The organism is Sphingobacterium sp. UBA1498 (assembly GCF_002325125.1).
Taxonomy (GTDB): domain Bacteria; phylum Bacteroidota; class Bacteroidia; order Sphingobacteriales; family Sphingobacteriaceae; genus Sphingobacterium.
In genome coordinates this window covers 292,092-317,010 of sequence record NZ_DCRG01000023.1, presented here as the reverse complement: position 1 = coordinate 317,010, position 24,919 = coordinate 292,092, and the positions used below count along the sequence as shown (strand labels likewise).

The window sequence follows — 24,919 nt, the reverse complement described above, 5'->3', positions numbered from 1 at the left end:
TTTGAGACAGCTTCTTTTTTTTGTTGATGTACTTGTTATTATAAAAACTATTCTTACATTTGAACATTATTTATAACAAGTCTAAATAAATAGATAAATATGTGTGATACGAAGATACTAAGCCAAAGAGGGGATACCCATATCAGTGTTTGTCTAAAGTGTCAAACCTATTATATCTGGCAACAAAGTTTTGTACTGACATTTACAAGGAATAAGTTTGTTGATTTTTTGAATATGACACGAACCACTGGTGATGAGCTCTTTTTTAGTTCTTTTCCAGACGGCGAATTTCGATTGATCATGAAGACACCCTATCCAGATATTGTATTTTCTTTTGACGAAGAACAATGGCAAAATTTTCGAGATGCACTCCAAGAATCTTATTATATGAATGAGTTTTATGGAATGCTGAATAATTAAGATAAAAAGTCCTGTTGCATCGCTTGTGTTTCATCTCTCTTTCCTTATGCGTTGACAACAGGCACAAACAAACCCCCAGTTATACTTGCATAAGTTCATGCGGATATATCCTGGGGGTTCTTATTTATATCTATAATTCATTGTATGTTTTCGAAGTATCAATTTGCATGCAGATTGATGGTGGCATTCAATATAATGGCATAGCTTTTTAAAACATTTTTATCTAATTTTACATTAAAAAGCAAACGGTTTGATAAAGCAGGAAGTTATTGACAAGGTACTGGAAACAGCACGGATAGAAGAGGTGGTGGGCGACTTCGTTGATTTAAAGAAACGGGGTACGTCTTTGATTGGAAATTGCCCTTTCCATCATGAAAAGACACCCTCCTTTCACGTATCTGTTTCGAAGGGTATCTATAAGTGTTTTGGATGTGGTGTTGGTGGAGATTCCCTTAAATTTGTGATGGAACTGGAAAAGTTTTCTTATCCGGAGGCCATCCGTTATTTAGCCGATAAGTATTCGATTCAAATAGAAGAGGTTGAGCGGTCTCCTGCTCAGCTTGCAGCACAAGATAAAAGGGAAAGCCTGTATGTACTGAGTGCGTGGGCCGGTAAGTTTTTTGCCGAACAGCTCTGGAAAACTGAAATGGGGCAGGTCATTGGACTCAACTACTTTAAGGAGCGGGGCTACACTGAGGATATCATTAAAAAATTTGAATTGGGCTATTCGCCGGAAGAATGGACCGCATTGGTCGACAAGGCACAAGTAGCCGGTTTTCATCCCGATTATTTAGCAGCAAGTGGCCTGGCCATTGAGCGTGACGATAAATCATTGTATGACCGCTTTCGTGGTCGGGTTATGTTTCCTATACATAACTTGACGGGCCGTGTAATTGGCTTTGGCGGGCGGACGCTAAAGACAGATAAAAAGATTGCCAAATATGTAAATTCTCCTGAAAGTGAAATCTACCATAAATCAGACGTACTATATGGGTTGAATTTCGCAAAAAAGGCAATTATGGAGGAGGATAATTGCTATTTGGTAGAAGGCTATGCAGACGTTCTTTCTGTCCATCAAGCTGGAGTAGAAAATGTTGTTTCCTCCTCTGGAACGTCATTGACAACCGGTCAGATCAAGCTTATTTCAAGATTTACAAAAAATGTGACCATTCTTTATGATGGAGATGAAGCGGGCATTAAAGCCTCTCTACGCGGTACAGATATGCTGCTCGAGGAAGGCTTAAACGTTAAAGTATTGCTTTTTCCGGATGGTAATGACCCCGATTCTTACGTGCAGAAGTTTGGTGCCGCAGCTTTTAAGGATTATGTGAAATCCAAGCAGCAGGACTTTATCTTTTACAAAACGAATATTCTACTTCGCGATGCCAATAATGACCCAATAAAGAGGGCCGAGGTAATTCGTGATGTAGTCGAAAGTATTGCATTGATTCCAGATGAGATTAAGGTCTCTGTTTTTATCCGGGAATGTAGCAGCCTTTTGGATATCGAAGAGCGGATTTTATTGGCCGAGCTCAATAAAATCAGACTAAATAGGGCAAGAAAAGCAGATAAGGATGCAGCACGGAAACCTCAAAGCTCACTGCCAAACGCCGGCATGTCGCATGTTGGAATGGATGGTCCGCCTCCGGATTTTTTTATGACTGACGATGAGCGAGGCGGAGTTGCCCCTATGGAGTCTATTGAGCAGCCAGCACAGCTGACATCGGAAATTCTCCAGGAGCGTGAGATTGTACGTATCTTAATCAACTATGGTGACTATCTAGCTACTTGGGAAGGCGATGGAGATATTCCTGTAGCAGGCGTATTATTGGGAAATATAAGCGACATTGAGTTTAAAGACAAAGCCGCAGCTTATATTTTGAAAGTGTATCGAGAGGCTGCAGCAAAGTATGAGATTCCTGATGCCAAGCAGTTTTATTCCAACCCGGATCCGTCAATCTCGGATTTGGCAATTAATAGTGTTGCCAGTAAATATTCGCTCAGTGAAAATTGGAACGACGATAAGCGTAAAATTTATGTAACGCAAGAATATGAGCATTTAAAACCGCTTGTTGTTACGGCGATCTATCGAATTAAAAAACGTAAAATTGAAACCGAAATGCATCATATTCGTGAAGAGATGAAACACGAAAAAGATGAGGCAAATTTGGAAGTCCTTATTTTTAAATATCAGAAGCTAAAAGAAGCTGAAAGGTTGTTGGGTGGGTTTCTGGGAAATACTATTGTAAAGTGATCAACTGATATGGCCAAGCATCTTGAAACGGGCAACTGGGGTGAACAAATGGCGATGGAATACCTCGTAGAGAAAGGCTATAAAATAGTGTTAAGAAATTGGCGATTTAAGAATTTAGAGGTAGATTTGATCGTGAGGGACAAGGATACACTTGTATTTGTTGAAGTTAAAACACGGTCGGGAACTGATTTCGGCGAACCTTACGAATTTGTAGATATAAAAAAGCAACGTCGACTGATTCGTGCTGCCCAGGCTTATATCCTTAAAACCCATTACACCGGTGAGCTTCGATTTGATGTTGTCGCCATAACGAGAGCCCCCAAAGTTGAACTCAATTATATCAAAGATGCGTTTTGGGATAGTTGAGAATACGTACTTATAAATAATTATACATAGATGAGAAAAATCACTTATTTTATGGCAATTGCAGCACTTGCTTTTGCTTCTTGTAAGTCAAAAAAATCCAGTTTGGAATTTGCATCTCCTGGAGCAAATCAAGCTGTTTTAAAAGGTGCTCAAGTGCAATTGAAACTGAAATTTGAATCAGTGACAATGGACTCTGTAGCTTATTTTGTAGATGATAAACATGTGGGCTCATCAACCGACACCACGGCGATTACAGTAGATACAAAGGACATGTCTTACGGTACACGTAATATTTCCGCTTTGGTATACAACGCCGGAAAACCTGATTCTGTTTCCAGTACCTTTTACGTTGTACCTGCAAGCGCAAAAAACTATGGTTTTGAGGTAGTGAACAAATATCCGCACGATACCACAGCATTTACACAAGGTCTACAGTTTGCAGATGGTGTTCTCTATGAATCGAATGGGCGCTATGGAGAGTCTAACCTGAGAAAAGTTGATCTAAAAACAGGTAAAGTACTGAAAGAGGTTAAATTTGATGAAAAGACATTCGCTGAAGGAATGACATTGGTTGGTAATAAGTTATTTATGTTAACTTGGCAACAAGGAGAAGGGTATGTCTTTGATAAAAACTCTTTTGTAAAAGAAAGTTCCTTTAAATATGAAAATAGTAAGGAAGGTTGGGGTCTAACCTACGATGGACAACACTTGATTAAATCCGATGGCTCCAATAAGTTATACTTTTTAGATGCAACAACCGGTAAGGAGTTGAATGCTATCGGAGTTTACGACGAAGCCGGCCCAGTGGATGAACTTAACGAACTGGAGTATATAGACGGCAAAGTCTATGCAAATGTCTATCAGAAAGATGTTATTGTTATCATCAACCCACAAACAGGAGCAGTAGAGGGGCGGATTAATTTGGTGGGCATTTATGAGCATACGTCTGCTTACGATAATGAATTGAATGGCATCGCTTATGATGAGGTGGGCAAACGCCTATTTGTGACAGGTAAGCTATGGAATACGTTGTATGAAATCAAAACCGTTGAAAAATAAATAAGCTTTTTTCTATTTTGATCTTATTTTGAAGGTTGATAGTCGTGTAAGCTTATATAAAATCAGAATCCTTGCCAACTCGTTATGGCAGGGATTTTTTTGCTCTTACTCTTCTTTGCGCTATAGAGGAAATGGGTCTAGTTTTAATTTCCGTCTTTTGTATATTAAACTACCAAAAGAGAAGTAGATGGTTTGATAAGTTTAAGTGGTAGCGCGAAAGAAACTCGGCCTCAACAGTGTGTCTGGCCTACGAAATACTAATGAATAGAGGAAATCATGCTATTTCTATAGTGGTTGCCGGATCTAAGCTGTTTCAGATGGTATCGTAGCAATATCGAAAGTTAGCTTCATATACTTTCAAGTCAATAGAGACCACTACTTTTAATAAAAAAAGGAATGAAGTTTAAACTCCATTCCTTTTTTTATAATGATTTTATTGCGATTAATAAATCGGAGTAAACATCCATGTATCATCAAAACGAGAAGAACCGTTTAGTCCAGTAGTGATGTAACCGTTGTTTCCTACCGCGAAACCAACAGCATCCTGACGTGCAGAACCAGCAAATGCGCCGTTATCATTTGTCCAATAGTCACCAGAAATATTATATTTCCATGTGCTATTAATAACTGCATTTTTGTAACCACCAACAACAAATGGAGTACCATTGATTGCGAAAGCAGACGCATTTGAACGAGTCAAATCATAAGTATATGAATCATCTGCTCTGTTAAGGTCATTCAATTTAGTCCATTTGCTTCCGTCAAATTTGTAGAAATCTTTTGGGTAAGAACCGTTAGATATACCACCACCTACATAGGCTACATTATTGACAACAAAAGAAAATGCTGCTTTTCTTTTTGCAGAAAATGGAGCATCACTGATTGCCTGCCATGTGTTAGCTGCTGGATCATATTTGTAAAACTCATTCGTATTCGTTGTTCCGCCATTAATGACAGTTTCTCCTGTTCCCACATAAGCAGCACCATTTAAGGTAAAAGCTACTGCATTTGATAAGGCAATAGGAAGTGGAGCAATACTTGACCAAGCACCTTTTCCGTTATCAGCTGTAGGGTCAAACTTGTAGAAATCTTTTAGGTTATTTGTCCCGTCATTACCGCCACCAACATAACCGATATTACCAATGGAAAAACCGATGGCACCGTTTCTCTCGACACCTGTGAAAGGAGCTTTTTCAGCCCATGTATCTGATGCAGCGTCATAAGCATATGTGTCTTTCACACGAAATGGTTTACCACCAGCATTACTTGCTAGACCAGTAGTAACATATGCAACGTTATTTATTAAAAAGCTAGCAGCAGATGAAGTTTGTGGCCCTTTAAAAGCAGCTTTCGCAAACCATTCGTCTGATTTGGTTGTGCTGTCGTCACTTTTTTTACAAGAAGAGAAAGTTGTAACTGTAAATACAAAAGCTAATAAAACGAGTAGCCAATTTTTCTTGTTCATAAATTATTGAAATTTAGTATAAAGGATGTTTAATTTAATTTTAGGATCATTCTCATTATCTTTTGCCAATATTAACCTATTTCCAGTTGAAAACAAACCCGATGTTGGTAAAGATAGATATAATGAAGTATTATTGTATGCCGTTGTTTTAATTTTTGTTAAATATTCAATCAGATTGAACGAGTATGAACCATTAGAACCAAAATCATTTCCGCGCACTAATGGTGCTTGTTGAGTTGTTGTTGAATAAGGTGCAGTTAATAGACTAATCGGATTACCGTTATTACTAGCAACCATCAGAACCAAACTTTGAGGCTGGTCGAAAATCGTTGCAGATCCATTAGGGACTTCTATAACAAGTTCAGCTTTATTAATTGCTATTGACGGATTGTTCACCAATTCCAATAACGTTGGAAATTCAATTTTTGCTACAACACCAGTTGATCCCTCTAAAAATACATTTCCATCGGTCTTTTCACTGGCAAGTTGGGGATTTGCTAAGGTCATCGGCGCAAATTTTGTTGCCGAGCGATCCGATTCAATTTGATTGTACTGATAAGACTTATTATCAATGGAGAAATATTGTTTACCAACAGACTTGGTACCTTCATTATTCAGAAACGAATAGTGAACCTGTAAAAATACGGTATCTTTAAATCCGATCAACGCCGTGCTGTTGTCTGGTACAAGTGCTAAGCCTTTAAAATACTCTTGAAAACTTGTGCTGTTCTGAATCCGGTTGTCATTATTTTTGATCATCGTAAACAGCTCATTGCTGATTGTACTGTTGAATCTGAAAAACAAAGAGTCTGCCGATTGTATCCGCGGTTTAAAAGTTAGTTCTGCCAATGGCGTATTTTCATAAGCAAACTTTTGTTTGCTGAATATTGCAGCTGAGGTGACAAAAACAGGACGTTCATCAACAGGTTTGGTGAGATCAATCTGTGTTTGGGTAATTTCTTCTGTTACACGGTGTACCGAAATCTTTTGTACCTGCGTAGTATCACCATAGGAGTATTTATTTGGCGTTAATACTAAAGTGATCGAATCCAATACCGCATCATCAGGGATAGAAGCACTGCTTATCGTTCCAATGCCGAGTCGCATATAAGCCGTCGATTTCATACTGCCTGTAACTGCATTACTATTTTTCCCGACAAGCATAGTTCCGGTAGCGGAAGTGGGGATATCGTCCAATTGATAAGTAGAAACTTTGGCGGAAACGGTATCAATAGGTACTAAACCGATTGTTTCGTCTCTCGAACTATCCAATGAGAGCGAAATGTCTTTATTACAACCAACAAAAGCGGCCAATGTAAAAAGTGGAAGTAAAAATTGTATACTACGTCTCTTGAAGTCTTTAATCATATTAATTTCTGAATAGTGCAAAAGTAATCAATGACAACTGTTAATCAGTGTTATATTTTGTTAAATATGGTTAATTACCACAGCGATTGCAAATCTAGTAATTTAAATTTGTTTTAGTTATGGGTAGAAGATTTAAATTGCTGATCAGTTTGATCGTTTTAATCGGGGTAGGAATTACTGTAGTTCTGGGGATTTGGCTCTATGGAAGTTATACCAATCGTCGGGATCTATTTCTATCCACCGCTGAGCGCTCGCTCTTCAACGCAGTTCAGGAAGCCTATCAGGCCCGCAATGGTGACCGGCAATTGGATGGGCGGGAGGCCGACCGCAATCATCTGCTGGAAGAGGTTAAACGCGAGCTCTCATCATTACTACCTGCTGCTGAACTCGACAAAGCGCTGCAACGTGTAAGCCTAGATCGGCCTAAAAACAAGCGTTTTGATCGCGAGAGCCAAAATAGACGAGAAAAAATATTTCCTAAAGATCGCGAAGGACAGGGCGCAATCATTCCGCCCTTTTTGTTCCGTGACTTTGATATGAATACTGCAAATCTCGATTTGATCGAAAGAAAATTCAAAGAATCTTTAAACAATAAGAGTATATCAGTACCATTTGAAATGGCTATTGTTACGATTCCTCATGATCAAATCAAAGACGTCCGCCGAAAGTACCGTGAAGCAAATCTCGCCTGGACGAGACCTATGCTTGTCAACCCGGTTAAAAATGAATTTTTAGTGATCAAATTCCAAGAAGACTGGAAGTATCTCTTGTATAGCTTAAGTTGGCAGCTACTTATTGCACTACTCTTGATAGGATTATTGCTAGGAACATTCTTCTATCTGATGAAGACGATTCTCAATCAGAACAAGATGGCCGAACTGCGTAAAAACTTTGTTGATAACATGACACATGAGCTTAAAACACCTGTATCTACTGTAATGGCAGCCATAGAAGCTATACAAATGTATGGTGTAAAGGAGGATAAAGAAAAGATGAACCGGTATCTGAATATTTCCAAAAGAGAGCTGGAACATCTATCCAATATGATCGAAAAGGTGCTTCAGATGGATATCGACGCAACCAGAGGGATTGTTCTGCAGCGTTCGGATTTCGATCTTGTCGCCATGGTGAAAGGAGCTATAGAAGTTGCCCAGCTGAATAAAACTAAAAAAGTTGATTTTAACCTTATTGCGATACCGGGTAAGATCATGATCAATGGCGATGAAGCCCATTTAAAAAATGTGGTCAATAATTTGCTTGAAAATGCGATAAAATATGCTGGGCAGGAAGTTTATATTGAGGTGGAAGTAAAGGAAATGAAGGAAAATGTCCATATTCGTATTACAGATAATGGCAAAGGGATTTCCTCCGAATACCATAATCAGATTTTTGATATGTTTTTTCGGGTTCCGTCCGGTAATCTACACGATGTAAAGGGATTTGGTTTGGGACTTGCCTATGTCAAGCAGGTGGTAAAAAGACACGATGGGAAAATTACTGTCGACAGTGAGCTTAGCAAAGGAAGTACCTTTCGTATTCTTTTACCTCATTAATAAGTAGTGATATATATATGTCTGAAAGCAAATGTCATTATTTAATTGTCTGTTTTCGAGTCGATTGCATTAAAATGGTTTTGAAACAGCACCAAAATATATTTTGATTGAATCATTTACGCTATGATTGAAATTTTATATGTAGAAGATGAGCCAAGTCTCGGAATGATCGTTGCCGATAGCCTAGAAGCCAATGGTTTCCATGTCACCCATTGTAGTAATGGGCACGAGGCCTTGGAAGCGTTTACAGAAGCAAGGCCGGATATTCTGGTCGTCGATGTGATGATGCCTGTTATGGATGGATTTACATTGGCGACAAAGATAAGAGAATCAGATACCCAAATACCTATTATATTTTTGACCGCCAAAGTGCAGACGGAAGATGTTGTACGTGGGTTTCGTTTGGGAGGAGATGATTATGTCAAAAAGCCGTTTAAGATCGAAGAACTGGTTGTGCGTATAGAGTCCTTATTAAAAAATAGCCCAAAGATGCTCTTCGGTCAGAAACTGATGATCGGAGACTATAGCCTAGATAGCCTAAAACATCAGTTAACTTATCAGGGGGAGGTACTCAAGTTGTCTTTCCGCGAAAGTGAACTGCTGCGGAAGCTATACGAACAGAAAGATAAAGTCATTCCACGAGAGGATATCATGCGGGCCTATTGGAGCCATGATAAGTATTTCACGGGGCGAAGCTTAGACGTGTTTATCAGCCGCATACGCAAATACCTTAGCCAAGATGATCGGATAAAGATTACCAATGTCAGAGGAGTGGGGTATATGCTTACCGTTGATTGAGTGATGTGTTCCACGTGGATTGATATCAAGGGTGCTGTGGCTAACGGCGGTTTTTCAAGGCCGACTTTTCGCTAAGTCCACGAATATGGTAGGTGAAACTTACTATTGCGTACCGCGTAATGGCATTGGACTGCGAAACACGTATCCAAAGATCGTTGACCTGCTGATTGATATTTTTATTGTCATTAAAAATATCAAATACCGTGAGATTGATTTCGGCGTTCCTGCGCTTAAATAGTTTTTTCCCAAAAGAAACGTTCCATAGCAAACTTGTTGTACTCGGTGAATTCAGAATACTACTATTGTATAGGTAATTGAACGTTGAATTGAGCGTCCAGGTCTTCAGTAGAGTCAAGGCGATAGAATTACCGATGGTATGCTTATAGACCGAATAATTGGATTTATCGGTTGCTGAGTTCTTGGAAAATGCTATATTTCCATTGTAATCCAATCCAATGATAACATCTTTACTGAATGCTGTATTGATGCCGACGCGTTGACTTATTCCATATGTTTGCGCGTTGACCTTTTCGAGATTCAACAAAGTGTAATTCTGGTTTAAATACATATTGTTGTTCAAGTTGAAGTTGAGCTTCAACGGTTCAAAGCGATACCCAAGACTGTTCTGCCATTTCAGGTTATAAACTCCATTGAAATTTTCGGGCCTGATATACTGTCCTCCGGGTCCCAATACGACGTCCTCCGTGATTGTAAATGCCGAATCTGTGGTGAAAATGGTATTGGAGATTTTATGTTGAATAAAATCTGCTGTAAAATCAGAGGTGAAGCTTTTGCCAGTCCCTTTGTTTATCGATCTGAATTGCACGACAAGGTTGTGGTCATACTCCTGTTTGAGATTTGGGTTTCCGGAGCTGATACGAAGCGGGTTTTGATTATCTATAAAATCCTGCAATTGCTCAATTGTAGGTGTGTTTGTCTTTGCATTATACCGAAACTCGACCCGTGTGTCCTTATTGAAATTATATTGGAAGTTCAGATTAGACAGCAGACTGGTAAAATGGCTTTTTGTTGTCAGCGTATTGGGGAATAATTTGTCATTGACTTGTACTGCAGTCTGATAATCTAAGCCAATCTGAAATCTTATACTATCTTTTTTGCTAAACAAATAAGATATACCACCGCTATGGTAGACAAAATCATTTCGAAATTCATTGGAAAGGCGGTTTTTTAATTCCCCGAGCTGACCTGTTTCAGCTAGGAATTCATAGGTCTTCCGGTCCGAATAACGTGCAGTATTCCGAAAAGTATAATTCCCCTGCACTCGGGAATATTTACCTAACATTTCTGTATAGGCAACTTTGGAACGAAAACCATTATTGTCACCAAGGGAATAATTTCTGTTGTCGACGGTATCGACCCGGCTGAATAGACCATCTTTATAGTACGAGTTTAGCGCGAAATTTTCAGCATGGTTTTTATTGCTGCTAAATGAACCATTGATATTAAAACTGATCGTGCGACCGGGTTTGTTCAGTCTTCGCATGTAAGTAAGGTCTCCACCCCAATTGAAATTTTCTCCAAAGCTCTTATTCCTGCGGTCAGAACTATTTAGCATCTCGGCAAGATTTAATAAGGTATTGCCCGTAGAGCTACTGTTCCTGTCGTTATTTTGATAGGAGAAATTAGGTTGAAAGTCCAGCTTTTGAATGGAATCTATCTTCCAGTTCGCGCGGACTGACAGCGCATGGTTGTTGCTGTAAGTATTGTTAAATTGATTCTGGTTGTTGATTTGGTTGGCCCGGTTGCCTGCAGTATATTCTGTTTTGCTTTGGCTGAGTACATTGTTGTCGGTATAGTTGTAGGTGTAATTTGTATTGAAGTCCATCCGGTCATCAAAAAAACGGTCCAAATAATTAAACCCCGCATTGAAACGTGTCGTCACTCCCTGTCCGGTACGACCTCTTGTGTTTCCCCGGGTCGCAAAACCATTGGGCTGATTGACATTGTTGGTATTGATGTCAATTGAATATTGCCGTTTAGAATTCATTTTGGTTACCTGTGTATTGATGGCATATTTTCGGTCAGGACCTGCCCCTGAAGAGAGTTTACCGAAATAGGACTTTCTTTTATCGGGTTTGGTGACAATATTGATCACTTTCATCCGTTTTCCATCATCAAACCCACTAAATTTCGCTTGTTCTGTTTTATCATCGATGATTTGGATCTTAGCAATAACATCGGCAGGAAGATTTTTCAACGCCACTTTAGGATCTGTGCTGAAAAACTCCCGACCATCAATAATAATCTTATTGACGGACTCACCCTGAGCTTTAACATTGCCGACGTCATCAATTTCAACTCCAGGAATCTGTTTGACCAATTCGTCTGCATCTGCAAAATCTTGTGTAACATACCTCTTAGTGTCAAATTCAAGCGTATCCCCTTTAACCTGTATATTGCTCGCAGCGATGTTGATTTCATCCAATACAATTTCAGTGCTACTGAGTTTAAACGTAAGCTCAACGGTTTTACCAAGCAGCTTTACGCGCCGAAAGTCTGTCGTATAGCCCATTGCTTGTGCCGTAACCAAATAGTCGCCGTCGGAAAGTTTGCTGCTGCTAAACTTGCCTAAAATATCTGTAGGAACCTGGAATTTAATTGAATCTTTCACCGCGATGAACGTGATACTTGCAGCGTGGATAGGGTGCGATGTTCTATCATCCAGCAGCGTACCCATAATATAGTGCTGGGCTAAGACATTTTTTCCCAATAACAGCATACTGATCGCTAGGATCGAGATAGTCCACAAGTTGATCTTCATAGATTGAGCAGCGAATGTGTTTTGATATTCGGTTAATGGTTACATAAATTGATTTGTCAAAAATAGGGTACTATTTGTTACGAATTATTATCATTTTGGTTACAATACCCCCAAGGGAATGGAAAGATTAGATATATTTGCAGTGGAATTAAAAGTCAGCTAAACAAAACCGTATAGCAGATGTTGCGTTATAAGGTTTTGATAAAAGGAATAAAAGATGAAAGAAAGTGTTTTGAGTAGAAAAGAGCGTATTATGAAAGAAGCATTGCTGCTTTTCTCAGATCAAGGCTATACGAATACCTCTACCAAAACGATTGCCCAAAATGCTGGAGTTTCTGAAGCCTTGATCTTTAAACATTTTGGAAACAAAGATGCGTTGCTGGTTTATTTGATTAAATCAGGATATCGCAAAGTGCTTACCCATCACCGCGGCATGATGACCTATCGTGAACCAAAAGAATTTCTGCGCACAATGATCAATCTCCCAAGTAAGCTGGTGAGTGCAGAACCCATATTTTGGCGATTACAGGAGCGTTTGTCTCATCATCCATTTTCAAAACAGCAGCATGAACAGTTTATGAAACCGGTTCAGCCCATTATTCATCGTGCTTTTAAAGAATTAGGTTATGAAAGTCCTGAGTTTGAAACTGAATTCTTATTGCTGATTATAGATACCTTATGGAAAAAAGAAGCTATCGGCGAATTGGAGAATACCATGGAACTGACCCTGTTTTTAGAGAAAAAGTATAACCTGATTTAGCATACAAGATTCAGTGATTGGTTTTTGCCAAAGAACTGTTTCGTTAATCGTGGGATTCAATTGTCGCCCCGCGTTTTATTCCCTTAATCCATCGCGTCAGTATTTTTGCTGGTCCTCCAAATCTTGTGCAAGTTTTTTACTGCTGATGATCTTACAGGAATGCCGTTTTATGCGTTTTTATATAAAATTGTTGCAAAAACAATTTCTTATTCTCCAAAATAATAGCGTTCTTAGTATTTTAAATACATTATACAAACTAATTTATGTTCAAAAAATTCGGTCTGGCAATATTGGCACTAGTCGGCACAATTCCTTTTTTGAAAGCTCAGGATAAAAAAGATTTTGTGCGCTATATTAACTCTCAGCATGAATGGGTCGATTCGGTATTCAATACTTTGACACCAAAAGAAAAAGTTGCTCAGTTATTTTTAGTTCGAGCACACACCAATCTGGGGCAAAAGTATATTGACTCCGTCGCACAGGTGGTACAAGACGAGCATTTGGGGGGGCTGGTCGTATTTCAGGGAGGTCCAGTACGACATGTAGAGATGTTTAATCGGTATCAGTCACTAGCTAAGGTTCCTTTAATGATGACATTTGATGGCGAATGGGGGTTGGGTATGCGCATGCCGGATTCTACCTTGTCATTCCCTTATCAAATGACATTAGGCGCCGTGCAGGATAACCAGTTGATCTATCGTATGGGACGTGAGGTTGCCTTAGATTTCCATCGCATAGGCATGCATTTTAATTTTGCGCCCGACGTAGATATCAACAATAACCCCAAAAACCCAGTAATAGGTATCCGTTCTTTTGGTGACAATAAATATAATGTGACCCAAAAGGCAAAGGCTTATATGGACGGTATGGTGGATGGTGGAATATTGGCTTCCATTAAACATTTCCCTGGTCATGGAGATACCGACGTAGATTCCCATTACGATCTGCCGCAGCTCCCTTTTGATAAAAAGCGATTGGATAGCCTTGAAATGTATCCTTTCAAAGAGCTGATCAAAGCTGGTGCTCCCGCTGTTATGGTGGCTCATATGAATATTCCGAGCTTGGACGACACTCCTAATATGCCATCCTCTATTTCCAAGAAGGTTGTTACCGATCTTTTACGTAATGAACTTGGCTTCAAGGGGCTAACCGTTACAGATGCAATGGACATGAAAGGTGTGAAGAAATTTTTTCCAAACGGTGAAGCCGATGTACAGGCCATTATTGCAGGCCATGATTTACTTGAAGTATCGGAAAATAGCAAAAGGGCAATCGATTTAATATTAAAAGCGATTGAAGAGGGACGTATTGCTCAGGCGGATATTGATGCGCGCGTCAAAAGAGTGCTCGCCGCTAAACTATGGCTTGGTTTAGATAAATACCAGGCGACTGCCTTACAGAATCTATATAGTGAATTACACCGTGCCTCGGCAGTTCAGCTTATTGATGAACTTTCAAATGCAGCAATAACCGCATTGAACTCAACAGACAAATTGAAGTCATTCAAACATGATTTACCCACTGCTATTATTAATATCGGAATCACCGCCAACCAAACTTTTCAAAATGAATTAGGAGCTGCGCTGACCAATGAAACACAATATTTCATTACCGATAGCATGAGTAAAGATGACATTAAGCGTTTGACAAAAGAAATTAAAAAGAATAAGCAGTTTATTATCGCTGTACACGATACAAGACTTCGTCCACGCCCAACGATGCTGTTGAATAAAGATGTGCAAGGGTTGATGAAGAAATTTGCAAAAAAATCAATCTTGACCTTATTCACTAACGCTTATGCATTAGATGGTTTTGAAGCAGCGAAAAAGGCGAAGACCATTTTGCTTGCCTATCAGAATGATGCATTCATGCAGAAAGCAGCAGTAAAAACGATTTTAGGGCAAAATATCCCCAAAGGCAAGCTCCCTGTAACAATTAATAAGAAATTTAAATACGGGCAGGGCAAATAAAGTTTATAGCATCACACCCAAAAGCGCCTCTTCCCAAAATGGTCTCCCTGCAAAGCAAAACCATTTAGGAAGAGGTGTTTTTTTAAGGGTTGGTTTAATTCTCTTCGATGGCTGTCCTACTATCAGACGGCTTACTTTCATTTTTCATTCGGTCTATTGCCGTCACGACATATTTATACTGTTGGTGCGGTTTGATGTCGTCATCGGTATACTGAAGCTTATCTCCGTCAAAGGTGATAAAAATAATTTTTCCCGGATCCTGGATACCGACTTTTTCATCGAGGTTGAATCGATAGATTAGATAACCATAAGCAGACTCCCCATCGCTTGCCATATCTGGCTTTTGCCAAAATAGGGTGTTCATTTTAGCATTGGGCGATTTTTTCACTAAAAGACCAAAAGGTGCATTCGGTGGAATACTGTCTAACCAAGGCATCGCAGGCGGTAAAGCAGGGCTTCGGTATAGGTCATTCCGCATAGAGTCCTGCAATCCAGCAAGGTTATCAGTAAGCGATTTGGAACTGAAATAAATACTTCCCTCCACATTGTGTTCCGCCCTTAAGTGACGTACCTGTCTCGGAATTTGACTTCGGTCTGTCCAGCCGATCTTATTTTCGGTAACACGATAAGCTCCATGGCCCACATAAAAATGGCGGCCATAGGTGTGTTTCTGCCACCAGTCAACTAAGATCTCATACGCCGCTGCTCGATTTTTGAAAGGAAAGTAGATCTGCGGATTGATATAATCAATCCAACCTTCCTGCATCCATTTGACACCATCAGCATATAATTCCCGATAAGCACTCAGTCCACGGGTCTCCGAGCCAGCACTATTGTTTTCTTTGTTGTCCCATACACCACAAGGACTGATACCGTATTTGACATAGGGCTTTACCTTTTTGATAGCGAGACCGAGGTCACGTACCAACAGGTTGACGTTGTTACGTCGCCAGTCGTCAATTTTTTCAATCCCATTATTATATTGACCAAAAGTAATCTGATCCGGTACGGGTGTATTTCTGTTATCAGGATAGGGGTAAAAATAGTCATCGAAGTGGATTCCGTCTACATCGTAGTTCTTAACCACATCCATAATCACATCAATTATATATTTACGTACTTCAGGAATCCCCGGATTGAAAAGTTTTTTACCGGCATAAGTGAAGAACCATTCAGGGTGACGCTTGGTAATATGGTCTTCCGAAAAATGAGCGGGATTTAACGTAGTTGAAGCACGATACGGGTTGAACCAGGCATGAAGTTCCATTCCTCTCTTGTGAGCCTCATTGATTGCAAATTCCAAAGGATCATAAAATGGAGAAGGCGCCAATCCCTGTTTTCCGGTTAAGTATCTACTCCAAAGCTCTCTGCCTTTTGCATAGAAGGCGTCTGCTGCAGGACGCACTTGCAGAATAATCGCATTCAGTCCCGCACTACGATGTTGGTCCAGCAAATCGATGAATTCCTGTTTTTGCTTTGCAACATTATTGCCAGCCTTTACGGAGGGCCAGTCTATGTTACCTATCGTTGCAACCCATACACCGCGAAACTCCCGCTTAGGGAGCTGCTGAGAATACGATCTAATCGAAAAGAAACAAATAAAAAATGTAAAAAAAGAATATAAAACTGTTTTTCCCGTCATCCTATAAATTATAGCCAACAAAGATAGGGAAGCATTTCTTACTTTTTCGCTAAAAAATGTAAGATGTTTGTTGGATACTTGCTAAAAGAACGTGAGCTTGGTTTTCAAATTGATAATAATGCAATTGCAGGTAACATTGTACTTTATTTGTACTAATTTAGATGCGGTTTTTAATAAAGCAGTGACTTGATCGGCTGACCGCAATAAAAAAAATTATGAGCAAAGAACAAATATCCGTTTTTGATATGTTTAAGATTGGTATAGGACCCTCTAGTTCGCATACCTTAGGACCGTGGCGTGCGGCGCAGCAATTTACCGCTGTGCTCAAGTCAAATGGTGTATTAAACGAGGTCGAACAGGTTAAAATTTTGCTTTATGGTTCTTTAGCTAAGACGGGGGCTGGGCACGGTACTGATATTGCTGTTCTATTAGGATTGAGCGGAGATGATCCTGTCACCTTTGATGTTAATCAAGTTATGCCTAAAGTGGACCATATCAAGGCAAGCGGTAAACTCCAAGTCGCTGGGGAACGAACCATTCCATTTTCATACCCAGAAGATTTACTTTTTTTATATGCTGAAAGCTTGCCTTTTCATCCGAATGCTGTTACTTTTCAGGCTTTTCTATCCAATGGGAAAGCAATTAGTGAAACCTATTATTCTATAGGTGGCGGTTTTGTCGTGCAAGAAAATGACACCGAAGGTGTTTTATCGGAAGTAGACCTTCCATTTCCTGTAGATACTGCGCAGGAACTCCTGCATTGGACGATGAAAACCGGATTGAAAATTTCCGAGCTGGTCCTCGAAAATGAATGTGCATGGCGTGAAGAAAGCGAAACGCTGGCGGGGGTATTAACTATTTATCAAACGATACAGGAGTGTATCTACCGGGGCTGCCATACAGGAGGGACATTGCCCGGGGGACTAAATGTTGAAAGAAGAGCGGCTAAGCTAAATAAGAAGTTAATGCAAGGGCGTACCTATCAAGATTATACATCTTGGGTAGGCGCAATTCGCGAAGGAGGACAAAACTTTCAATATATTCTGGATTGGGTAAGTTGTTTTGCACTTGCCGTCAATGAAGAAAACGCATCTTTCGGACGTGTGGTGACAGCTCCTACTAACGGTGCATCAGGTGTTATCCCGGCTGTATTGCAGTATTATATCACATTCCACGACGGAATGCGTGAAAATAAAATTATACAGTTCATCCTTACGGCATCTGAAATTGGTTCAATTTTTAAGAAAAATGCAACTATTTCTGCTGCAATGGGAGGCTGTCAGGCAGAGATCGGCGTTTCCTCGGCCATGGCTGCCGGAGCGTTGACCGAAGTGCTGGGTGGATCGCAGCGCCAGGTATTGATGGCTGCCGAGATTGCCATGGAGCATCATCTTGGATTGACATGCGATCCAATCGGCGGATTGGTTCAGATCCCATGTATCGAACGCAATACGATGGGGGCTATTAAAGCGATAACTGCAGCACAGTTGGCGTTACAATCGAATCCGGATAAAGCAAAGGTTAGTTTGGATACTGTGGTTAAAACGATGTGGGAGACGGCTCTTGATATGAACGCTAAATATAAAGAAACAGCCGATGGCGGACTGGCCGTCAATATTCCTTTGAGTTTGCCGGAATGTTAATGATTGTCTGAGTCTTTTTGTTTTTTGTATCTTTGAGGCGATAATATATATTCTTAAAAATAAATTCTACGAATGAAATATTGCGCAATCGCCTCCGGAAGTAATGGGAACTGTTATTATGTCGCTAAAGACGATTCTGCCATTTTGATAGATGCTGGTATCAACAGTAAACATATTCACCTTCGGATGTATAATTTGGGTATTTTACCCACGCAGATCAAAGCAATTTTCATTACACACGAGCATTCTGATCATATAAGGGGGCTATCCGTATTCGCTAAAAAGTATAATCTACCAGTTTATATCACTAAAGGTAGTTATGAGGGTACCAGGTTGCAACTTCCATCTCATTTGGTACATATCATAAATCACGATGAAGTTGTCGAAATAGGAGGGCTCAAAGTGTATGGTATTCCCAAATATCACGATGCCAAAGAACCGTGCAGCTTTCTTGTTTCGGATGGCACATACAATATTGGTATATTGACCGATATAGGACGGCCCTGTGAAAATGTAGAACATGTTATCCAGCATTCGGATGTATTGCTTCTGGAATCAAATTATGATGAAGATATGTTGCGGATAGGCCGATATTCCTATTTTCTTAAAAACAGGATTAGTAGTGGATGGGGCCATCTTTCAAATCGGGTCGCCGTTGAACTGTTTAATGCCCATAAAACAAAACGTCTTAAACATCTTATTCTCACTCACCTCTCCGGTGAAAACAATACGGTTGATCTTGTACAGCAAACTTTCGAACCGCATTGCGAACGCATCAAGCTCCATGTCGCAACACGATATCAGGAAACTGAATTGTTCGATCTGAAACATGTGCTCGAACAACATTTAGCTGCGTTTTCAATGCCTGTGGCTCTTTCTTCTTAAACTTTAACTCCATTCGCTTCGCAGTTTTTCTTAACCCAAGAAGATAAAATACTGTAAAATAAAAAATATACTTGATTTAAAAAGATTTCCTGTTATATTTGCTCTGTTTTTAATCAGTCTAAATTACATCGGTGTAATAAAAGACGGCTAACAAATACCATGCAATAGACGGCAATCTATTACATGGTACAAATCTACATACAGCGGCAACTGCATGTAGGTGACTGAAACAGTATGCTGTATCAGTTACTCCCGATATACGATATGGAAGAATTTACAAGATAACGAATTTTATCATTTATTCGTTGTTGGACTCCAACAAAACCTGGAATTCTCCCATAATAAGTTGAAGAAAAACTAAACATCAATCAACATATTATGAAAATTTTAATTTCATTCTTTACCTTTTTAGCGGTACTGCTGTGTAGTAATAATGGTTATGCACACGCACTCTGGATTGAAGCATCTTCTTATGGGACACTCAACCAAGCCCATGAAGTAAAAGTATATTACGGTGAATTTGCAACAAACGAAAGAGATCAGGTCGACAAATGGTATTCCGACGTGAAGGACTTCTCACTAATGTTGCATACTCCTGGAAAAGAACCCATCAAACTTCAGCTGACGAATAAAGGTGATCATTTTAGCGGCTCATTTCAACCTGACGTAACCGGAACCTATTTTCTATCCATTGTCAAGGCACCTAAAGATTTGGGTGGTAAAACGAAATATGAATTTTCTTCGCTTGTACCGGTTATCGTTGGAAAACCGACAGTACTTGATTATAGCGTCGTAAAAAATCCATTGCAGATTGAACTGCTTACAGCGAATAACTTAAAAAAAGGTCAAAGCTTGCAAGCAAAGATTACTAGCCACGGCAAAGTTGTGCCTCAAGCCAAAGTATCCGTTTTTTCTGCGACAGGTTGGGGGAAAGAGTTTGTTGCCGATGAGAATGGCCTGCTAACATTTGATGCCCTCTGGTCGGGTCCTTATGTTTTGGAAGCAAGTACATTTGTTGAGGTTGCGGGTGAACATGAAGGGAAACCCTATGCATCAGCATGGCAGGGTAGTACGACTTTTATTACCGTGAAATAGCTGCAGGCCTGAAATATACTGAATAATTAAAGGATCCATTTGAAACATCGAAACAGTAATGGATCCTTTTGAAAAAAGAAGATCTAAAAAAAACATCTACCATACTACATTCATGAATAAATCTTTATCCTTTTTAGCCATTCCTTTGATAAGTTCGGTTTTTTCTGTTGCGCAGGCACAGACGAACAAAGTTATTGAAGGATTTCTTATCAATGAAAAATCTGAGCCCATTTCCGGGGCGACCGTAAAATTGACGAATACTGGTGTCACGACAAGTACGGATAGTGAGGGACACTTCATCTTCGATAAGCTTGCTTCGAAGACCTACCATTTGGAGATTAAAGCGATCGGTTATAGCAAGCATACCATGCAAGTTGTATTGAATGATGAGCGTATACAGTTGGGGCAAATTAGGATGAAGGATCAGTTCGAGTCGATAGATGAGGTAACGGTCTATGGTAAATACTATGAACACTATAAATTCGATAGTATATCGGGATCTTTGCGTCTTAAAACACCAATCTTGGAGTTGCCTCAGAATATACAGGTTATTTCATCCGATTTAATGGCCGATCAGCAAGTATTTGATATTGTCGATGGTATCACCCGGAATATTAGCGGGGCTACACGCCAAGGTCACTGGGACAATCAGTACGCTAACATACGCATGCGCGGATCTAAGATTCCGGCATTTCGTAACGGTATGAATATCGAGGCCTCTTGGGGACCAACTGCCGAAGATGCGAGCATGATCGAACGAATCGAGTTTGTAAAAGGACCAGCAGGTTTTATGCTAGCGAATGGTGAGCCAGGAGGGTTTTATAATGTTGTTACCAAGAAACCAACAGGGAATACTAAAGGGTCGGCAACATTTAATGTGGGAAGTTTCAGTACCTATCGCGCTGCGGTCGATTTTGATGGTAAATTACGGAAAGATGGCAAGTTGTTATACCGTTTAAATATGGCTGCGCAGCAAAAGGATTATTTTACAAAATACAACTACAACAATCGTGTTGTTGTGGCTCCAGTTGTGACGTATAAGGTCGATTCTTTGACGAGTTTAACATTTGAATACACCTATCAGGGATCTACCTATCTGGCAAATGGTAATTATACTTTTTCGCCTAAGGGATTTGCTGATCCAGATATTTCCAATGATTTTTTCTATGGTGACCCTTCGATGGAACCAGGTAAGCTGAAGGACCACAGTGCATATGTCTATTTAGACCGTCAGCTGAACGACCGTTGGAAATTACATGCGCAAATGGCTTATTTCAATTTTGATATGAAGGCGACGAGCACTTGGTTGAACTACATGACTGCGAATGGTGATATGCCTCGTTATTACAGTATTGCGGACGAGCATGGTGAAAATCGCTTCGGTCAGGTTTCTTTAAATGGAGAAGAATATACAGGTAGTGTTCGTCACCGAATCTTAGTGGGCGCAGATTACGGTAACAAGAAGTTTTGGGGCGATTTTGGAACTTTACTCGCTGAAATTCCAGGTACGGCATTGAACGTCTATAATCCACAATATAATATTCCTGGAACAGTTTTTCCTGTAGTTGACCGCTCAAAGAATATCAAGGTGCGCGCCGGAGGTTCCAACTATGTGAATTTAACTAGCTATATGTCTTTCTACGCACATGATGAGATGGCTTTTTTAAATGAAAAGTTACGTCTTTCTTTAGGATTACGTTATACTGTGGCTGAGACGCTGGGAAAAACAGTAGGCACGCAGGTAATACCAGACCAAAATGATAAGGCATTTTCTCCACGCGTTGGGTTGAGTTATTCTATTGACAAATCTACAAGTGTTTATGGGTTGTTTGATCAATCTTTTGTTCCACAGGCTGGTTCTGATTGGGATGGAAATCCTTTCAAACCGGTTCGTGGGAACGATTTTGAAGCTGGTGTGAAAAAAGAATGGGGAGGTGGAAAGTGGATATCGACATTAAGTGCCTATCAGATAAAAAGAAAAAATGCCCTAGCTGACGATTTTGACCATCCAATACCAGGAAGCACAAATAGTTTCTTCAAAATAGCTATAGGTGAGACAACATCGAAAGGTATCGAATTTGATGTAACTGGCGAAGTGCTACCCGGATTGAATGTGAATGCCAACTATGCGTTGACTGACTCTAAAATATCAAAAGATTCAAGAGAAGAGAAGATTGGGGATATTACGCCAAATACTGCAAAACATACTGCCAATGCATTTGTCTCCTATCGTATTCAAGAAGGAATGGTTCGTGGTCTTGGCTTTGTCGGTAGCGTTCAAGGAATGTTTGATCGTGCTATCGGAACCACAAAAGAAAGTAATTTCAAGAATTATTTGCGAACCGATGGTGGTATTAGTTACCAAAAAGGGAGATATAATATCTCTATAATGGTTAATAACTTGTTGGACAATAGAAAGCTGCTTACAGCAGGCTCTATCACTGCAAAAAATGTTAAAATAGCAGAAAGTGTGAGCTATTATACCTATATCGTAGAAGCGCGACGTAATTTCCGTATGGGAGTTACCTATAAGTTTTAAACAAACGATCTAGATAAAATATAGAACCGATGTATAGTACATTGCTAATCGTGATACTCTGTGGAACCTATCTTTTTTACAGTTCAAGTAAAAAAGTAAAGTTTGGGCCTAGACCACCATGGCTAGAAAAAATGTGCGCACAAACGAAGTTTGTGCGCATTTTAAGCATATTGCTGCTACTCATTCCCTTTGCCGCCTTGCTTTATCTGCAAGGTTTCGGAGCAGGCTTTTTTGCTTTTTTTGCTTATTTCATGTGTATGATGAGTCTCGTGGTTTTATTGAATCCATATCGCTATTTTAAATTGTATCCGATTTTGGGCCTCTATTTATTTAGCCTTTGTGTTGAATTGTTGATTTCCTAACCGATAAAATATGCCTGCTAATAAAAAATACCTCAGTACACCCTTTCAACGGTTCCTGAAAATTACAGCCGGTTTTGTCGGTGGTTATATTGTGATGCTCTCATTTCATGTCTTAGTCACACATATTTTTGAAAAAAAAGATGTTGTTGCTACAGCGTGTCTCACCGGTTATCTATTATGGGCGGTACTGCTCTTATTGGCTTTCCTTGCTAAGAGCGGATGGAAGATATGGGGGATATACTTGCTTTTGGCAGTAATTTTCTCTTTGCCTTATTTCTTTAAACTGTAATTCGTCATGAATAACCGAAATTATAATATCTACTTCAATACACATACCATCAGTGGCATTACCATTTGTGCTATCCTCTATGTGATATTCTTTGCGGGTTCATTTGCATTTTTTAGACATGAAATTGCTGCCTGGCAGAATAATACATCCTATAAAACCTACCGTGAAGATCATCAAAACTTTGACCGATTGCTAGATTCACTTAAGGGGCAGACCAATTTACACGGACGTGATATTACCTTTTATATGCACCGCGAAGGCACAGCAGCTTACGTAGCACTGAGTGCATCTAACGACACAATCATAAACAAAGAAAATTTAGCCAAGATAACGCCCGAACAAAAAGCTGCAAAGAAAAATGGCCGAAGAAGAGGAGGAGAGGATGATTCGAAAAACTTTACCTACAATTTCGCCAATAAAAAATATGGTGATTATGTACAGAATTATGATATGGGAGAGTTTTTATTCCGTTTACATTTCTTGGCCCAGCTTAATCAAGTACCGATTAGGGTAGGCATAGCACCATTTGGTTATCTTATCGCAGGCATAACAGCTTTTATTTTTCTATTTGCTCTTATCACTGGGTTACTGCTACATTGGGACAAGATTGTGTCAAATTTCTTTGTATTCAGGCCTTTCAGCAAATGGAAAACAGTATGGACCGATATGCACACTGCCTTAGGTGTTATTGGTTTCCCTTTTCAATTTATCTTCGCCGTGACCGGAACCTTTTTGATTATCAATTCGGTATTGGCTTTACCACTTAGTAAGCTGCTTTATGACGGTGATCAACAAAAAATGTATCAAGATATAGGTGTTAGTGCGGATATAAATTTCCCCTATACCTATAAGCCCCTTGATGCACATGTTAAGATCGCTCCATTTTTGGATTTGGCAAAATATAAATGGCCAGAATCCGATTTTCAGCGCATCACGATCAAAAATTACGCAGATTCCAATATGCATGTTGTCATGGAGCTTGAGCCGCATTTTAATAAAAGTTTTGCCGGATCGGGTATATTATCCGTTAGAGTTGCCGATAATACAATTGTTGCCGAAAAATCCCCTGTAAGCGAAGCTACCTATGCAGACGGGGTCCGCAGCATTATATATCGGCTGCATTATGGCGATTATGGAGGCTATCCGCTTAAGATGGTGTACTTTATTTTGGGAGCTATGGGTTGTCTGGTCATTATCTCAGGTATATTAATCTGGTTAGTTGCGCGTGACAAAAACAATGTAATTCCACGAAAACGAAAATTCAATTTCTGGGCAGCCAATATCTTTACCGCTATATGTCTGACGATGCTGCCTGTCACAGCCTTGGCTTTCATTGCAATCAAATTGAGCCCAGCAGTCAATCAGGACTTTATCTATCGGGTGTATTTTTACAGTTGGTTGCTGTTTTCTCTGTACTATATACTTCGAAAAAGCATTAGAAGAACCAATCGCGAAACCTTGCTGATTGGAAGTGTCTTAGCATTTTTTATCCCATTAGTCAACGGTTTTATGACCGGAAGCTGGATTTGGGATACGTTTCACAATGGTCAACGTGATATTTTTGTCGTCGATTTTTTATGGCTTATGATAGGCATTATTGGTATAATCGCCTATAACAAGACCAAAAAATTCTTTGAAACTATTCGTTAGCAAGGATTCTTTTCTCTGC

Annotated in this window: 18 protein-coding genes; 14 read left to right on the top strand and 4 right to left on the bottom strand. The window is 39.7% G+C overall.

The window, feature by feature from the left end; translation table 11 throughout:
- The first annotated feature begins 99 nt into the window (after positions 1–99).
- The 4 genes from B3139_RS14475 (at position 100) to B3139_RS14460 (ending at position 4,099) form a co-directional block, all read left to right on the top strand.
- Positions 100–420, top strand: coding sequence for a hypothetical protein (locus B3139_RS14475; RefSeq protein WP_209578450.1), 321 nt, complete (start codon positions 100–102; stop codon positions 418–420).
- A 250-nt stretch (positions 421–670) separates the two neighbouring features.
- Positions 671–2,674 (top strand): DNA primase, encoded by a 2,004-nt coding sequence (gene dnaG / locus B3139_RS14470; protein WP_293884256.1) that lies wholly within the window; start codon positions 671–673, stop codon positions 2,672–2,674.
- Between the two features lie 9 nt (positions 2,675–2,683).
- Positions 2,684–3,040: a YraN family protein gene (locus B3139_RS14465; RefSeq protein WP_293884254.1), complete on the top strand. Its 357-nt coding sequence runs from the start codon at positions 2,684–2,686 to the stop codon at positions 3,038–3,040.
- A 30-nt stretch (positions 3,041–3,070) separates the two neighbouring features.
- On the top strand, positions 3,071–4,099 hold the full coding sequence (locus B3139_RS14460) for a glutaminyl-peptide cyclotransferase (protein WP_293884252.1): 1,029 nt from the start codon (positions 3,071–3,073) through the stop codon (positions 4,097–4,099).
- A gap of 442 nt (positions 4,100–4,541) precedes the next feature.
- Here the strand turns inward: B3139_RS14460 and B3139_RS14455 are convergent, their stop codons facing one another.
- Together B3139_RS14455 and B3139_RS14450 are read right to left on the bottom strand one after the other, a co-directional pair.
- On the bottom strand, positions 4,542–5,564 hold the full coding sequence (locus B3139_RS14455) for a Kelch repeat-containing protein (RefSeq protein WP_293884250.1): 1,023 nt from the start codon (positions 5,562–5,564) through the stop codon (positions 4,542–4,544).
- A gap of 3 nt (positions 5,565–5,567) precedes the next feature.
- The gene (locus B3139_RS14450) at positions 5,568–6,932 is read right to left on the bottom strand and encodes a DUF4270 family protein (protein WP_293884248.1); all 1,365 of its coding nucleotides are present in this window, start codon (positions 6,930–6,932) and stop codon (positions 5,568–5,570) included.
- 119 nt (positions 6,933–7,051) lie between these two features.
- On the opposite strand from B3139_RS14450, the gene B3139_RS14445 reads away from it, so the two are divergent.
- Together B3139_RS14445 and B3139_RS14440 are read left to right on the top strand one after the other, a co-directional pair.
- Positions 7,052–8,485 carry a sensor histidine kinase gene (locus B3139_RS14445; RefSeq protein ID WP_293884246.1) on the top strand — a complete coding sequence of 478 codons (1,434 nt, stop codon included), beginning with the start codon at positions 7,052–7,054 and terminating at the stop codon, positions 8,483–8,485.
- Between the two features lie 123 nt (positions 8,486–8,608).
- A complete protein-coding gene (locus B3139_RS14440) occupies positions 8,609–9,283 on the top strand; it encodes a response regulator transcription factor (protein ID WP_293884244.1) in 675 nt (224 codons plus the stop codon).
- A 40-nt stretch (positions 9,284–9,323) separates the two neighbouring features.
- Here the strand turns inward: B3139_RS14440 and B3139_RS14435 are convergent, their stop codons facing one another.
- On the bottom strand, positions 9,324–12,065 hold the full coding sequence (locus B3139_RS14435) for an outer membrane beta-barrel protein (protein ID WP_293884242.1): 2,742 nt from the start codon (positions 12,063–12,065) through the stop codon (positions 9,324–9,326).
- Positions 12,066–12,282: 217 nt separating this feature from the next.
- On the opposite strand from B3139_RS14435, the gene B3139_RS14430 reads away from it, so the two are divergent.
- Both B3139_RS14430 and B3139_RS14425 read left to right on the top strand, forming a co-directional pair.
- Positions 12,283–12,825 (top strand): TetR/AcrR family transcriptional regulator, encoded by a 543-nt coding sequence (locus tag B3139_RS14430; RefSeq protein WP_293884240.1) that lies wholly within the window; start codon positions 12,283–12,285, stop codon positions 12,823–12,825.
- Positions 12,826–13,088: 263 nt separating this feature from the next.
- Positions 13,089–14,795 (top strand): glycoside hydrolase family 3 protein, encoded by a 1,707-nt coding sequence (locus tag B3139_RS14425; RefSeq protein ID WP_293884238.1) that lies wholly within the window; start codon positions 13,089–13,091, stop codon positions 14,793–14,795.
- Positions 14,796–14,889: 94 nt separating this feature from the next.
- On the opposite strand, the gene B3139_RS14420 is transcribed toward B3139_RS14425, so the two are convergent.
- A complete protein-coding gene (locus tag B3139_RS14420; protein ID WP_293884236.1) occupies positions 14,890–16,437 on the bottom strand; it encodes a glycoside hydrolase family 10 protein in 1,548 nt (515 codons plus the stop codon).
- Positions 16,438–16,652: 215 nt separating this feature from the next.
- Between B3139_RS14420 and B3139_RS14415 the strand changes: the two genes are divergently transcribed.
- The 6 genes from B3139_RS14415 to B3139_RS14390 all read left to right on the top strand — a co-directional run bounded on the left by B3139_RS14415 (position 16,653) and on the right by B3139_RS14390 (position 24,900).
- Positions 16,653–18,080, top strand: a complete 1,428-nt coding sequence (locus B3139_RS14415; RefSeq protein WP_293884234.1) for an L-serine ammonia-lyase — start codon at positions 16,653–16,655, stop codon at positions 18,078–18,080.
- 72 nt (positions 18,081–18,152) lie between these two features.
- Positions 18,153–18,965 carry an MBL fold metallo-hydrolase gene (locus B3139_RS14410; protein WP_293884232.1) on the top strand — a complete coding sequence of 271 codons (813 nt, stop codon included), beginning with the start codon at positions 18,153–18,155 and terminating at the stop codon, positions 18,963–18,965.
- A 378-nt stretch (positions 18,966–19,343) separates the two neighbouring features.
- On the top strand, positions 19,344–20,060 hold the full coding sequence (locus B3139_RS14405; RefSeq protein WP_293884230.1) for a DUF4198 domain-containing protein: 717 nt from the start codon (positions 19,344–19,346) through the stop codon (positions 20,058–20,060).
- 112 nt (positions 20,061–20,172) lie between these two features.
- Positions 20,173–22,599, top strand: a complete 2,427-nt coding sequence (locus B3139_RS14400; protein WP_293884228.1) for a TonB-dependent siderophore receptor — start codon at positions 20,173–20,175, stop codon at positions 22,597–22,599.
- Between the two features lie 372 nt (positions 22,600–22,971).
- Positions 22,972–23,250: a hypothetical protein gene (locus B3139_RS14395; protein WP_293884226.1), complete on the top strand. Its 279-nt coding sequence runs from the start codon at positions 22,972–22,974 to the stop codon at positions 23,248–23,250.
- A gap of 6 nt (positions 23,251–23,256) precedes the next feature.
- Positions 23,257–24,900 carry a PepSY-associated TM helix domain-containing protein gene (locus B3139_RS14390; RefSeq protein ID WP_293884224.1) on the top strand — a complete coding sequence of 548 codons (1,644 nt, stop codon included), beginning with the start codon at positions 23,257–23,259 and terminating at the stop codon, positions 24,898–24,900.
- The last annotated feature ends 19 nt before the right edge of the window (positions 24,901–24,919 follow it).